Here is a 13,508-nt window from a genome sequence, read left to right as displayed (position 1 = left end):
CCGAACTTCGGCTGCCATTGGCACTCCCTGCCCATCGCCCCCGCGGGCGTGTCGGCGGATCCTCCCAACTACGTCGCCAGATCGGTGGCGCAGCCCACAGGAGGCGACCATGTCCCGTTCCCCGTTCCGACTCCTCGTTCTCGCGTTGACGACGGCCACTGCCGCATTCGTCCTTCCCGCCACGGCCCAGGCCGCGCCCTACTGCGGGATCACCTGGGGTTCGCTTGCCAAGCAGACGGGGAACTCCGCGCCCTCACTCCGGGGTTCGGAACTCGCGGCCGTCCGGGCCGCGCAGCACGTGTGCTACGACCGGCTCGTCCTCGACGTCACCGGCAGCACGCGCGTCGCGTCCTACCGGGTGGAGTACGTCCCGGCGGTCCGGTCCGACGCGTCCGGCGCGGTCGTTCCACTGGACGGCGGGGCGTTCCTGCAGATCAGCCTGGGCGTCAACAACAACGGCTCGCCGCCGGCATTCTCGGGCGACGTGGCCGACGTCAGCGGCTTCCGGACCTTCCGGCAGGTCGCCGCGGCGGGTGGCTTCGAGGGTTACACCAGCGAGGGCCTGGGCCTTCGGGCGAGGCTTCCGTTCCGCGTCTTCACCCTGTCCGGCCCCGGTTCCACCGTGCGCGTGGTGATCGACGTCGCACACGCCTGGTAGGCCGGGCCGACCGGTCGGATCAGTCCCGCTCGGGACGGTCCGGCCGGTCGTCCACGCTGCGGCGGGGCGACTCGATGGCCCGGGGGGCCTTGCGCAGCTCGTCGAGCACCTGCTCCCCCGGCTGGGGCTCGAGCAGCTCGGCCGGGGTGTCGGGGATCTCCTCGAGGCGATCAGCCGGGTCGAAGCTCCGCGGGATCCGCTTCAGGTGCTTGCTCATCGAGCGGACGAGGAAGAACACCGCGATGAGCAGCAGCACGGTCAGCAGCAGGCCGAGTGGTCCCGACTTGCCGACGTCCTCAGGAAGCTGGTCACCCGCGACAGCCAGCAGGACGGTGCTCATCGAACTCCCACCTCACTCCGGATGCCGGTGAACAGATCGTCCTCCGGCGTGGCGACGTCGACCAGGGAGCGGGCGAGCTCGTAGTCCTCCGTCGGCCAGATCTGCTGCTGCGTGTCGATCGGGCAGGCGAACCACCGGCCCTCCGGGTCGATCTGCGTCGCGTGGGCGATCAGCGCGGCGTCGCGCACCGGGAAGTACTCCGCGCAGGGCACGCGGGTGGTGACCCGGTGGGAGATGTCGTGCGCCGGGTCCCAGTTCGCCAGCCACTCGGTGTAGGGCGACTCCGCACCCGTCGCGAGGATGGCCTCGTGCAGCGCCTTCGTACGCGGGAGCGTGAAGCTCATGTGGTAGTAGAGCTTGCTGGGCTGCCACGGCTCGCCCAGGTCGGGGTACCGCTCGGGGTCACCGGCCGCCTCGAAGGCGTGCACGGACACCTCGTGGGTCTTGATGTGGTCGGGGTGCGGATAGCCGCCGCGCTCGTCGTAGGTGGTGATCACCTGCGGCTTGAAGCGCCGGATCAGCGCCACGAGCGGGGCAGCGGCCTCCTCGATCGGCACGAGCGCGAAACAGCCGTCGGGCAGCGGCGGCAGCGGGTCGCCCTCCGGCAGACCGGAGTCGACGAACCCGAGGAACTCCTGCTCAACGCCCAGGATCTCCCGCGCGCGGTTCATCTCCTCGGCGCGGATCTGCGGCAGCCGCTCCCACACCTCGGGCCGGTCCATCGCGGGGTTCAGCACCGAACCGCGCTCACCGCCGGTACACGTCGCCACCAGCACGCGGGCACCCTCGGCCACGTACTTCGCCATCGTCGCGGCGCCCTTGCTCGACTCGTCGTCCGGATGCGCGTGGACGGCGAGCAGCCGCAACTGGTCTGGTTCGGTCACCCGTCCATTGTCCCCCGCGCGACGACGTCCCCGGCAGACGCCCCGTGACGCACCCCGATCCGCCGCGGTTCCGGATCCTGCTGCTCGCCCGCCCCACATCCGTGCACAGCCGGTGACCGCGGTGTTAGCTTGGCGGATCAACCCATGGCCGGTTCCCCGTTCGGGGACGGGTCCGCCGAGTTCACAGGAGTACCGCAACGTGTCCACCCCCACTGACGAGCAGTCCCAGGGCGTCTGGCTGACCCAGGAAGCCCACGACCGGCTGAAGGCCGAGCTCGACCAGTTGGTGGCCGGCCGCCCCGCCATGGCAGCGGAGATCAACGCCCGTCGCGAAGAGGGCGACCTCAAGGAGAACGGCGGCTACCACGCGGCCAAGGACGAGCAGGGCAAGCAGGAGGCCCGCATCCGTCAGCTGACCGATCTGCTGCGCAAGGCGACGGTCGGCGAGGCACCGACCGAGGTCACCAACGCCGCGACCGGGACCGTGATCACCGTGCGATTCGCCGGCGACGACGAGACGGAGAAGTTCCTGCTCGGTTCGCGGGAGATCGCCGGCAGCACCGGACTGACGGTGTACTCGCCGGAGTCGGCCCTGGGCGCGGCGATCATGGGCGCGAAGCCCGGCGCCACGGTGACCTACCAGGCCCCCAACGGCCGCGACATCAGCGTCGAGGTCGTCGGCATCGAGCCGTTCGTCCCCTGACGACCCCGTGAGCCGCTCCCGGCGGGCGGAGAACACCGGCTTCGCCTGCGTGCACTGCTCCGCACCCGTGCCGGCCAACACCGACGGGCACTACCGCAACCACTGCCCGTTCTGCCTGTGGTCCCTGCACGTCGACGAACTGCCCGGCGACCGGGCGAGCGAGTGCCGGGCGGCGATGGAGCCGATCGGGCTCGTGGAGAAGTCGGGCAAGGGCTGGCAGGTCGTGCACCGCTGCACCGTGTGCGGGCACCGGCAGCCCAACCGCCTGGTCCGCGAGGGCGAGTCCCCCGACGACCTGGACCTGGTGCTGTCGCTGCCCTGGTTGTGAGCGTCGGCCTGCTCCTGGGGTGTTGTGCACGCATCTGGAGCCGGGCAGAACCCCTGAAGCGTGCACAACACCCCTGAAGGTCACGGCGTGGGAGCCAGACCCCGGCGTCGCATCAACGGCATCGGGTCGGCGTCCCGGCCACGGACCGCGCGGAACGCGTCCAGCGGATCGACCGAGCCCCCGACGGACAACAGCTTCGTCCGGAAGGCGTCGCCGTTCTCCCGGCGCAGGCCGCCGTTCTCCTTGAACCACTCGACGGTGTCGGCGTCGAGCACCTCGGACCAGATGTAGGAGTAGTAGCCGGCCGCGTACCCCCCGGCGAAGATGTGCTGGAAGTAGGTCGTCCGGTAGCGCGGCGGCACGAGCGCTGACGCCACCCCCGCGGCCTCGAGCGCCTGCTGCTCGAACGCGACCGGGTCGCCCACCTCCGTCTCGGGCGTGATCCGGTGCCACGCCTGGTCGAGCAGCGTCGCCGCCAGGTACTCGAGCGTCGCGAAGCCCTCACCCCACAGCCGCGCGGCGTCGATGGCCTCGACGGCGGCGGCGGGCAGCGGCTCCCCCGTCTCGACGTGCCGGGCGTAGTTGCCCAGCACCTGCGGCCAGAGCGCCCACATCTCGTTGACCTGGCTGGGGAACTCCACGAAGTCCCGCGGGACGCTGGTGCCGGAGAAGCGGGGATAGGTCACCGCGGAACTCAGGCCGTGCAGCGCGTGCCCGAACTCGTGGAACAGCGTGTTGACCTCGTCGAGGGTCAGCAGGGTCGGCTGGCCCTCGGGCGCGCGGGACACGTTCAGGTTGTTGACCACCACCGGTCGGGTGCCGAGCAGGCGCGTCTGGCGGACGAACGAGCTCATCCACGCCCCGCCGCGCTTGCCCTCGCGGGCGAAGAAGTCGCCGAGGTACAGGCCGACCCCGGCGCCGTCGGCGTCGCTGACCTCCCACGCCCGCACATCGGGGTGGTAGCCGCGCAGGTCCGGTCGCGCGGTGAACCGGAGTCCGTAGAGGAGTTCGGCCGCGTGGAAGACGCCGTCGGTCAGCACCCGGTCCAGCTCGAAGTACGGGCGCAGGGCGGTCGTGTCGACGGCGTACCGCTGCGCCCGGACCTGCTCGCTGTAGAACGCCCAGTCCCAGGCCGCGAACTCCACACCGTCCCGGGCGGCGGCGACGGCCAGCGCAGCCGCCTCGGACTGCGCGTTCGTCACCGACGCGGGAACCATGGACGCCAGCATCGCGTCGACTGCCGACGTGGTGCGCGCCGTCGAGTCGGCCAGGACCAGATCGGCGTGGGTGTCGAACCCGAGCAGGCGGGCCCGCTCTGCGCGGAGCCGGGCGATCCGCAGGGCGACCGGCCGGTTGTCGTGCTCGCCGGAGGACGCCCGGGCGATCGAGGCCTCGAACACCCGCCGGCGCAGGTCGCGGTCGCGCAGCTTGGTGAGGACCGGCTGCCCGGTGGGGAGCAGCAGCGTGATCAAGTACCCCTCGACGCCGCGGTCGGCCGCCGCGGTCGCGGCGGCCGCGATCTCCTCGTCGTCGAGACCACCCAGCTCGGCCGCGTCGCCGACCCGCACGGCGGCGACTTCGGTCGCCAGCTGCAGGTTCTGCCCGAACGTCGTGGACAGGGTGGAGAGCTCCTGGTTGAGCTCGGTCAGCCGGGTGCGCCCGGCATCGTCCAGCTGCGCGCCGGCCAGGACGAAGTCCAGGTGGTATCGCTCGACCAGCCGCACGGCCTCGTCGTCGAGCCCCGCGTCGTGCCGGGCCTCGTGCACCGCGTCGATCCGGGCGAACAGCGCGGGGTCCAGCCGCAGGGCGTCGGCGTGCGCGGCCTCGAGGGGTGCCATCTCCCGTTCGATCTCGCGCAGCCGCGGTGTGGACATCGACGAGGCCAGGTTGCCGAACACCGCCTCCGCCCGGGACAGCAGCCGGCCGGAGCGCTCGAGGGCGACGACCGTGTTCTCGAACGTCGGCGGCTCGGACGACCCGACGATCGCGGCGACCTCCGCGCGCTGTCCCGCCATACCGGCGAGCAGCGCCTCGCGCAGGTGCTCGGTGGTGATCTCGGCGAACGGCGGCAGGGAGAACGGCAGCTCGGACGCGGACGCGAGCGGGTTGTCAGGAGACACGGAGCAATCCTGTCGCTCCAGGGGTGTTGTGCACGCTCCCGGGGTGCTGCGGGGCCCCGGAAGCGTGCACATCACCCCTGGAGCGGGACTCTCAGCGGCTCGCCGTCCTCTGGTAGATGCGCACCGACAGCGGGATGAAGACCGCGAGCAGGATGACCGCCCAGATCAGCGTGTAGACGACCGGGTGCTGCAGGGACCAGGCATTCGACGTCTCGAGGATCGGCGCCGTGTTGCCGAACAGCTGCCGGGCGGCCTGGACGACGGCCGACACCGGGTTCCAGTCGGCGATCACCTTGAGGAACGCCGGGAAGTTGTTGGTCGGCACGAACGTGTTGGCGATGAAGGTCATCGGGAAGATGACGATGAAGCTCGCGTTCTGCACGACCTCCGGCGTCCGGACCAGCAGGCCGACCGTCGCCATCACCCAGCTCATGGCGTACGAGAACAGCAGCAGGAGCAGGAAGCCCACGACCACCTCGCCCGGCGAGGAGTGCACCCGCCAGCCCACCAGCAGCCCGGTGACGACCATGACCACGATCGAGATGCTGTTGAGCCCCAGGTCGGCCACCGTCCGGCCCACCAGCACGGCCGACCGGGACATGGGCAGCGACCGGAACCGGTCGATCAGCCCCTTCTGCAGGTCGTCGGCCAGGCTGGCGCCGGTGATGGTCGAGCCGAACACGATCGTCTGCGCCAGGATGCCGGGCAGCAGGAACTCCGCGTAGTCGATGCCCGGGATCGGGATAGCGCTGCCGAAGACGTAGCGGAACAGCAGCACGAACATGATCGGGCTGAGCGTCGCGAACACGATCAGATCAGGCACCCGCTTGACCTTGATCAGGTTGCGGCGGGTGATGGTCAGGCCGTCGGCGACGGCGACTCCCAGCGCGCTCATCGGGCACTCCCCATGGCAGCGGCCGGCTCGGCCTCGTCGGTGGACGCGTCGGCCGCGTCCTCGGTCACGTGCCCGGTCAGTGCCAGGAACACGTCGTCCAGATCCGGACGCCGCAGCCCGACGTCGAAGATCTCCGCGCTGCTGCCGTCGAGCCGGCGCAGCGCCTCGGCGAGCACGTCCGCTCCCCCGCTGACCGGCAGGGTCAACCGCCGGGACTGCACGTCGACCTGCGGCTCGTCGACCGCCAGTGGCCGCAGCCGCTCGACCATGTCGGGCAGCACCTCGGCCCGCGTGACCGTGAACTCCAGCCGCTGACCGCCCACCTGCGACTTCAGCTCGTCGCCGGTGCCGCGGGCGATGACCCGGCCGTGGTCGATCACGACCATCCGGTCGGCCAGCCGGTCGGCCTCCTCCAGGTACTGGGTGGTCAGCAGGATCGTCGTGCCGCCGTCGGCGAGGTCGGCGATGAACTCCCACATGCCCAGCCGGCTGCGTGGGTCGAGGCCCGTCGTGGGCTCGTCCAGGAACAGCACCCGCGGCCGGGCGATCAACGAGGCGGCGATGTCGAGGCGGCGCCGCATGCCGCCGGAGTAGGTCTTGGCCGGGCGGTTCGCCGCGTCGGTGAGGTCGAACCGGGCGAGCAGTTCGTCCGCCCGGGCCCGCGACTCCTGCTTTCCCAGGTGGTAGAGCCGCCCGACCATCTCGAGGTTCTCGAAGCCGGTGAGGTACTCGTCGACGGCGGCGTACTGCCCGGTCAGGCCGATGGAGGCACGGACCTCGTCGGCGTGGTGCACCACGTCGAGGCCGACGACCTCGGCGCGGCCGGCGTCGGCGCGCAGCAGCGTGGTGAGGATCCGCACCACGGTCGTCTTCCCCGCGCCGTTCGGCCCGAGGAGGCCCAGCACCGAGCCCTCGGGGACGGTCAGGTCCACCCCGGCCAGCGCGGTGGTCTCGCCGAAGCGCTTGACCAGACCCTCGACCACGATCGCGTCGCTCATGACCGGAACGCTAGGGCGTCGAGGTGACATTTTCCGACCGCTTTTCGCGACCGGCGAACGAGCAGACGTCGATTTTCCGGATCCATGTCAGGGGAGACGGGTGCCCCCGCCGAAACTCATCGCGGCGCAGGTCAGCCCGGCAGCACCGCGAACCCCGCCCGGGTCAGCGCCGAGGTGACCTCATCGGCATGGTCGGGACCGCGGGTCTCCAGGACGACGAACACCTCGACCTCACCGATGTGCAGCTGGGTATCGGTCCGCTCGTGCTCCACCTCGAGCACGTTGGCACCGACCGCGGCGCACTCGGCGAGCACCGCCGCGAGCGACCCCGGCCGGTCGGGCACCCGCACGCGCAGCGACAGATACCGGCCGGCGGCCGCCATGCCGTGCTGGACCACCTTCAGCAGCAGCACCGGGTCGATGTTGCCGCCGGACACGATCGCCACCACCGGCGGCGGGAACGACTCCGGATCGGCCAGCACCGCGGCGACGGCGGCCACCCCCGCGGGCTCGACGACGAGCTTGGACCGCTCCAGGCAGAACAACAGCGCCCGCGACAGGTCCTCCTCGCTGACCGTGCGCACCTCGTCGACCAGCTGCGCGCAGTGGGCGAGGGTGAGCTCGCCGGGTGACGCGACGGCGATGCCGTCGGCCATGGTCGTCATGGTCGTCAGCGGGACCGGCCGGCCGGCGGCGAGCGAGTCGGGGAAGGCGGCCGCTCCCTCGGCCTGGACGGCGACGACCCGGGCGTCCGGACGGCGCGCCTTGACCGCCGCCGCGACCCCGCCGAGCAGTCCCCCGCCTCCGGCGCTCACCACGACCGTCGCGACGTCCGGGCACTGCTCGAGGATCTCCGACCCCACCGTGCCCTGCCCGGCGATGATGTCGGGGTGCTCGAAGGGGTGGATGAAGATCGCCCCGGTGTCCTCGGCGTACTCGGCGGCCGCGGCGAGCGCCTCGGTCAGGGTCTGCCCCACCAGCCGGATCTCCGCTCCGTAGGAGCGGGTCGCCGCCACCTTGGGCAGCGGGGCGGCCACCGGCATGAACACCGTCGCCGAGCAGCCGAGAAGCCGCGCGGCGAGGGCGACCCCCTGCGCGTGGTTACCGGCGCTCGCGGCGACGACACCCCGCGCCCGCTCCGCGTCGGTGAGCCGGGAGATCCGCGTGTACGCGCCGCGGATCTTGAACGAGCCGGTGCGCTGCAGGTTCTCGCACTTCAGGTAGACCGGCCCGCCGACCCGGTCGGCCAGCCCGCGGGAATGCCACAGCGGGGTGTGCCGGACGACGTCGGCCAGCAGCGCGGCGGCGGCGTCGACGTCGGCACCACTGACCAGGGGGATCTCGCTCACGAGCCGATCATCGCAGTGACACTGTCGCGCTTCCGCGCGACACCGCGGCCAGGTGCCGTCCCGACCTGCGTGGAGCGCGTCCGGGTGTCCCCCCGGGACCCTCCGGGCCCACGACAGGTCCACAACCGCCTTCCCCGTCGTACCTTTGGCGGGGTGACGGACGTCCCCACGCAGGGCAACCCTTCCCCCGCCCCCACGACCCTGGGCGAGCTGCGCGACAGCGGCGCCGCCTACCGCCCGGTCAAGGCCGAGCTCCGCACCAACCTGCTCGAGCGGCTCGGCCGCGGAGAACCGAGCCTGCCCGGCATGGTCGGGTTCGAGGACACCGTCCTGCCGGAAGTGGAGCGGGCCATCATCGCCGGCCACGACCTCGTCCTGCTGGGCGAGCGGGGCCAGGGCAAGACCCGGCTGATCCGCACCCTCGTCGGCCTGCTCGACGAGTGGACGCCGGTCCTGGTCGGCAGCGAGCTCAACGAGCACCCGCTGCACCCGATCTCGGTCTGGGCCCACCGGCAGATCGCCGAGCACGGCGACGCCACCCCCGTCGGGTGGCTGCACCGCAGCGACCGGTTCGGCGAGAAGCTCGCGACGCCGGACACCAGCGTCGGCGACCTCATCGGCGACGTCGACCCGATCAAGGTCGCCGAGGGCCGCACCCTGGGCGACCCGGAGACCGTCCACTACGGCCTCGTCCCCCGCACCAACCGCGGGATCTTCAGCGTCAACGAGCTGCCCGACCTCGCCGAACGCATCCAGGTGGCGCTGCTCAACGTGCTCGAGGAGCGCGACATCCAGATCCGCGGTTACCGGGTGCGGCTGCCGCTGGACCTGCTGCTGGTCGCGAGCGCCAACCCCGAGGACTACACCAACCGGGGCCGCATCATCACCCCGCTCAAGGACCGCTTCGGGGCCGAGGTGCGCACCCACTACCCGCTGGAGCTGGCCGACGAGATCCGGCTGCTGCACCAGGAGGCGCACGTCTCCTGGAGCGGCGGCGACGCCTTCGAGCGCCCGCTCGTCCCCGAGCACCTCGCCGAGATCATGGCCCGCTTCACCCGCCTGGTCCGCGAGTCCACCCACGTCGACCAGCGCTCCGGGGTCAGCGCGCGGTTCGCCATCGCCGGCCTGGAGACGATCGCGGCCTCCGCGGTCCGCCGGGCCGCGATCGCCGGGGAGACCCGGCCGGTGGCGCGCGTCGTCGACCTCCCGAGCGTGGTGCCGGCCAGCCGCGGCAAGGTCGAGTTCGCCGACTCGGGCGCGGACCCGGACGACGAGCGGGAGCTGGAGATCCTCGAGCACCTGCTGCGGCAGGCGACCGCGCAGACCTTCCGCGCCCGCTGCGCCGGACTGGACCTCACCGGCCTGCAGGAGCACTTCACCGGCGGCGAGACCGTCGAGAGCGGCGAGCTCGTGCCCGCCCCCGCACTGCTCGGCCAGCTGGGCACCATCCCGAGGTTGGCGGAGCTGCTGGGCCGGCTCGGCGTCGACGAGAACGAGCAGTCGGCCGAGCAGGCGGCGGCCGCCGTCGAGTTCGCCCTCGAGGGGCTCTACCTGACCCGCCGGCTGGCCAAGGACACCGACGGCACCCGCACGATCTACGGGGCCTGACGTGCCGACGCGACACGGGCGCGGGTACCGCTACAGCCGCTGGCACGGCGGTCCGGATCCACTCGCGCCGCCGTACGACCTGGGCAATGCCGTCGACGAGATCGGCGACTCGGTGCTCGCCGGCAGCGGCGTCCGCGAGGCCCTGCGCGAGCTGCTGCGCCGCGGCACCGAAGGACGACGCGGCCTGGACGAGCTGCGCCGCTCGGTCCGCGAGCGGCTGCGCAAGGCCCGCACCGCCGGACGCATGGACGGCACGCTGCAGGAAGTGCGCGAGCTGCTCGACCGGGCGCTGACCGCCGAGAAGCGCGAGCTGTTCCCCGACCCGGACGACGCAGCGAGGCTGGCCGAGGACGAGCTGGACGCGTTGCCCGACGACACCGCCGGCGCCGTCCGCGCGCTCAAGGACTACCCGTGGCGGTCGGACGAGGCCCGGCAGGCCTACCAGCAGATCCAGGATCTGCTGCGCCGCGAGGTGCTCGACAGCTCGTTCGCCTCGATGAAGAACGCGCTGGAGAACGCGACCGAGGCCGACATGCAGGCGGTCAAGGACATGGTCGCCGACCTGTCGCAGCTCATCGACGCGCACAACCGCGGCGAGGACACCGATGAGCAGTTCGCCGAGTTCATGGACAAGCACGGCCAGTTCTTCCCCGACAACCCCGAGTCGATCGAGGAGCTCATCGACTCCCTCGCCCGCCGGGCGGCCGCGCAGGAACGGATGATGGCGGGCCTGTCCCCCGATCAGCGGGCGGAACTGTCCGACCTGATGGCCCAGACGATGGCCGACATGGGGCTGGCCAGCGAGATGTCCCACCTGCAGGACGCACTCCGCCAGGCCCGGCCCGACCTGCCCTGGGGGCAGCGCGGGCAGGTGCCCGACGGCGAGCAGGGCCTGGGACTGGGTGACGCGACCAGTGCCGTCGCCGAGCTCGCCGACCTGGAGGCGCTGTCGAGCCAGCTCTCGCAGGGCTACGCGGGCGCGTCGCTGGCCGACATCGACGAGGAACTCCTCGAGCGGGCGCTGGGACGGCCCGCCGTCGACGACCTCGCCGCGCTGCGCCAGATGGAGCGCGAGCTCGAGCGGCAGGGCTACCTCAACCGCTCCGACGGCCGGCTCGAGCTCTCCCCGAAGGCCGTCCGCCGGCTGGGCGCCACCGCGCTGCGCCGGGTGTTCGCCAAGCTCGACGCCACCGGCCGCGGCGACCACGACGTCACCGACGCGGGCTCCGCCGGGGAGCTCACCGGCAGCTCGCGGGAGTGGCGGTTCGGCGACGAACAGCCGCTGGACGTCGTCCGCACGGTCAAGAACGCCGTCCTGCGGACGGCGCACGAGCCGCGTGCCGACGGCGAGCGGCGGGTGCGCATCGCCGTGGACGACTTCGAGGTCGTCGAGACCGAGCGGCGGACCGGCGCGGCCGTCGCGCTGCTGGTCGACCTCTCCTACTCGATGGCGCTGCGCGGCACGTGGGGTGCGGCGAAGTCGACCGCGATGGCGCTGCACAGCCTGGTGACGACGCGGTTCCCGCAGGACGCCATCCAGATCATCGGCTTCTCCTCCGTGGCGCAGGTGCTGCGCCCCGAGACGCTCGCCGAGCTGTCGGTCGACACGCTGCAGGGCACCAACCTGCAGCACGGCCTGATGCTGGCGCGCAGGTTCCTCAGCCATCACCGGGATGCCGAACCGGTGGTCCTCGTCGTCACCGACGGCGAGCCCACCGCGCACCTGGAGGACGACGGGACGCCGTTCTTCTGCTGGCCGCCGATGCCCGAGACCATCGCCCGCACGGTGGCGGAAGTGGAACGCGTCGCCCGCAGCGGCGCCACGGTGAACGTGTTCGCCCTCGATCCCGACCCCGGGCTGGTGCACTTCGTCCACGACATCACCGAGCGGGCCGGCGGCCGCGTGTTCCAGCCCGACCCCGAACGCCTCGGCGAGTACGTGGTGGCCGACTACCTCCGCACCCGCCGGGGCCGTCGGGCACGCTGAGGGCGTGACCATCACCGTCGAGGAGTCCGACGCGGGGACGACGTATCCCCTGTGGCGCGACGTCCTGCGGGAGGGCCGTCCCGTGGACCGCCTCGCGGACCCGGCCGGCACGTTCCACCTCGCCGCCCGCACCCCGGACGGCCGGCTGGCGGGCGTCGTCCGCTTCTCCCCGGCACCCTGCCCGTGGCGACCGGCGCGCGCGCCGTGGCAACTGCGCGGCATGGCCACCGATCCCTCCGTCCGGGGCACCGGTGCGGGCCGGGCGCTGGTGACCGAGGGGCTCACCCGGCTCGCCGCGCTCGGCGGGGATCTCGTGTGGTGCGACGCCCGTGTGCCGGCCGTCGGGTTCTACGAGCGGATGGGCTTCGCGGTGGTCACGGACCGGTTCGACAAGCCGGAGGGCGGCCCGCACGTCGGAATGCTGCTGGTCCTGGCCTGAACACGTCAGGGCCCTGGTGTGCACTGCGTCACACCTGCGGGTGAGGAGGCCACAGGTCGGACCGGTGAGGGCCGATAACCTCAGGGCACGAGTGGAACGACGGGCAGCAGCACCGGGACGGAGGCACCGTGACGCGGACGGCGACAGCGCGACGACTGGCGACCGGCGCCGCCACCTACGGCGGGGGCCTCGGGCTGGCCGGCGCCGCCTTCTACGCCCTCCTCCGCGAGGAGGCCCGCCTCGCCCGCCGCCGGGTGGAGGCGCGGACCTCCAAGGACGACCCGCCCTCGGGCGACGGTATCTACGGCCGGGGCAAGGGCAAACCGCTCGTGTTCACCGTGCTCGGCGACTCCAGCGCGGTGGGCCTCGGCGTCGAGCGGGCGGCCGAGACCCCCGGCGCGCTGATCGCGGCAGCGCTGGCCGAACTCGCCGAGCGGCCGGTGCGCCTCGTCCGCCTCGCTGTCACCGGAGCGGAGTCCAAGGAGCTCGGCGACCAGGTCGACCGCGCACTGGCTGAACACCCGGACGTAGCGCTGATCATGATCGGCGCGAACGACGTCACGACGCTGACCAAGCCGGCAACCGCGGTCCGGCACCTCGAGAGCGCCGTCCGCCGGCTGATCGAGACCGGCTGCGAGGTCGTCGTCGGCACCTGCCCGGACCTCGGCACGATCCGTCCGATCGCACAGCCGCTGCGCACCTTCGCCCGGCGCTGGAGCCGGCAGATGGCAGCCGCGCAGACCATCGCGGTCGTCGAGGCCGGCGGCCGGACCGTGTCCCTCGGCTCGGTCCTCGGGCCGGCGTTCGCCTCCGACCGCAGTATGTTCAGCATCGACGAGTTCCACCCCAGCGCGCTGGGCTACGCCCAGGCGGCCGCGATCCTGCTGCCGTCCGTCGCGGACGCCGTCGGCGTCTGGCCGGCACCCCAGCGGAGCGTGCGCCCGATCCGCCGGGGCACGGTGCGCCCGGTCGCGGAGGCTGCGGCCCGCGCCGCCAGCCGCACCGGTACCGAGGTCCAGCCCGCCGAGAAGCGCGGCTCCGACACCGGTCCGCGCGGTCCGTGGGCGATGCTGCGCCGCCGCCGGCCCACCGACCTCCCGACGCCGGAGGACATGGAGGAGTCGGCGGAGGCCACCGTCGTCGGCTGAGGGACGACGCCGCGCGTGGCGGGTCCTACCGCGGAGTAGTTTCGGGGGCGA

General features: G+C 72.5%; 13 protein-coding genes. 7 read left to right on the top strand and 6 right to left on the bottom strand.

What is annotated here, in order from left to right; genetic code table 11:
* The first annotated feature begins 109 nt into the window (after window positions 1–109).
* Window positions 110–658 (top strand): AMIN-like domain-containing (lipo)protein, encoded by a 549-nt coding sequence (locus AC2H4J_RS02880; RefSeq protein ID WP_487463313.1) that lies wholly within the window; start codon window positions 110–112, stop codon window positions 656–658.
* 19 nt (window positions 659–677) lie between these two features.
* Here AC2H4J_RS02880 and AC2H4J_RS02875 read toward each other — a convergent pair whose 3' ends face one another.
* On the bottom strand, window positions 678–998 hold the full coding sequence (locus AC2H4J_RS02875; RefSeq protein WP_487463312.1) for a hypothetical protein: 321 nt from the start codon (window positions 996–998) through the stop codon (window positions 678–680).
* Window positions 995–1,882: a mycothiol conjugate amidase Mca gene (gene mca, locus AC2H4J_RS02870; RefSeq protein ID WP_487463311.1), complete on the bottom strand. Its 888-nt coding sequence runs from the start codon at window positions 1,880–1,882 to the stop codon at window positions 995–997. Before mca ends, AC2H4J_RS02875 begins: the two co-directional genes overlap by 4 nt.
* 199 nt (window positions 1,883–2,081) lie before the next feature.
* On the opposite strand from mca, the gene greA reads away from it, so the two are divergent.
* On the top strand, window positions 2,082–2,585 hold the full coding sequence (gene greA, locus AC2H4J_RS02865) for a transcription elongation factor GreA (RefSeq protein ID WP_487463310.1): 504 nt from the start codon (window positions 2,082–2,084) through the stop codon (window positions 2,583–2,585).
* Window positions 2,586–2,592: 7 nt separating this feature from the next.
* Complete coding sequence (locus AC2H4J_RS02860) at window positions 2,593–2,913, top strand: RNHCP domain-containing protein (protein ID WP_487463309.1); 321 nt, start codon at window positions 2,593–2,595, stop codon at window positions 2,911–2,913.
* A gap of 80 nt (window positions 2,914–2,993) precedes the next feature.
* Here the strand turns inward: AC2H4J_RS02860 and AC2H4J_RS02855 are convergent, their stop codons facing one another.
* The 4 genes from AC2H4J_RS02855 to ilvA all read right to left on the bottom strand — a co-directional run bounded on the left by AC2H4J_RS02855 (window position 2,994) and on the right by ilvA (window position 8,275).
* Complete coding sequence (locus AC2H4J_RS02855; protein ID WP_487463308.1) at window positions 2,994–5,033, bottom strand: M3 family metallopeptidase; 2,040 nt, start codon at window positions 5,031–5,033, stop codon at window positions 2,994–2,996.
* Window positions 5,034–5,124: 91 nt separating this feature from the next.
* Window positions 5,125–5,928: an ABC transporter permease gene (locus tag AC2H4J_RS02850; RefSeq protein ID WP_487463307.1), complete on the bottom strand. Its 804-nt coding sequence runs from the start codon at window positions 5,926–5,928 to the stop codon at window positions 5,125–5,127.
* Window positions 5,925–6,926 carry an ATP-binding cassette domain-containing protein gene (locus tag AC2H4J_RS02845; protein WP_487463306.1) on the bottom strand — a complete coding sequence of 334 codons (1,002 nt, stop codon included), beginning with the start codon at window positions 6,924–6,926 and terminating at the stop codon, window positions 5,925–5,927. The genes AC2H4J_RS02850 and AC2H4J_RS02845 overlap by 4 nt, the downstream gene beginning before the upstream one ends.
* A gap of 131 nt (window positions 6,927–7,057) precedes the next feature.
* Window positions 7,058–8,275 carry a threonine ammonia-lyase gene (ilvA, locus tag AC2H4J_RS02840; protein ID WP_487463305.1) on the bottom strand — a complete coding sequence of 406 codons (1,218 nt, stop codon included), beginning with the start codon at window positions 8,273–8,275 and terminating at the stop codon, window positions 7,058–7,060.
* A 153-nt stretch (window positions 8,276–8,428) separates the two neighbouring features.
* Between ilvA and AC2H4J_RS02835 the strand changes: the two genes are divergently transcribed.
* The 4 genes from AC2H4J_RS02835 (at window position 8,429) to AC2H4J_RS02820 (ending at window position 13,457) form a co-directional block, all read left to right on the top strand.
* Complete coding sequence (locus AC2H4J_RS02835; protein ID WP_487463304.1) at window positions 8,429–9,883, top strand: sigma 54-interacting transcriptional regulator; 1,455 nt, start codon at window positions 8,429–8,431, stop codon at window positions 9,881–9,883.
* A 1-nt stretch (window position 9,884) separates the two neighbouring features.
* Window positions 9,885–11,870, top strand: a complete 1,986-nt coding sequence (locus tag AC2H4J_RS02830; RefSeq protein ID WP_487463303.1) for a VWA domain-containing protein — start codon at window positions 9,885–9,887, stop codon at window positions 11,868–11,870.
* Between the two features lie 4 nt (window positions 11,871–11,874).
* Entirely contained in the window at window positions 11,875–12,309 is a 435-nt protein-coding gene (locus AC2H4J_RS02825; RefSeq protein ID WP_487463302.1) for a GNAT family N-acetyltransferase, read from the top strand.
* A 128-nt stretch (window positions 12,310–12,437) separates the two neighbouring features.
* Window positions 12,438–13,457: an SGNH/GDSL hydrolase family protein gene (locus AC2H4J_RS02820; protein ID WP_487463301.1), complete on the top strand. Its 1,020-nt coding sequence runs from the start codon at window positions 12,438–12,440 to the stop codon at window positions 13,455–13,457.
* The last annotated feature ends 51 nt before the right edge of the window (window positions 13,458–13,508 follow it).

The sequence above is a fragment of the Blastococcus sp. OS1-29 genome (genome assembly GCF_057628075.1).
This window is presented reverse-complemented; position numbering and strand designations above follow the sequence as displayed.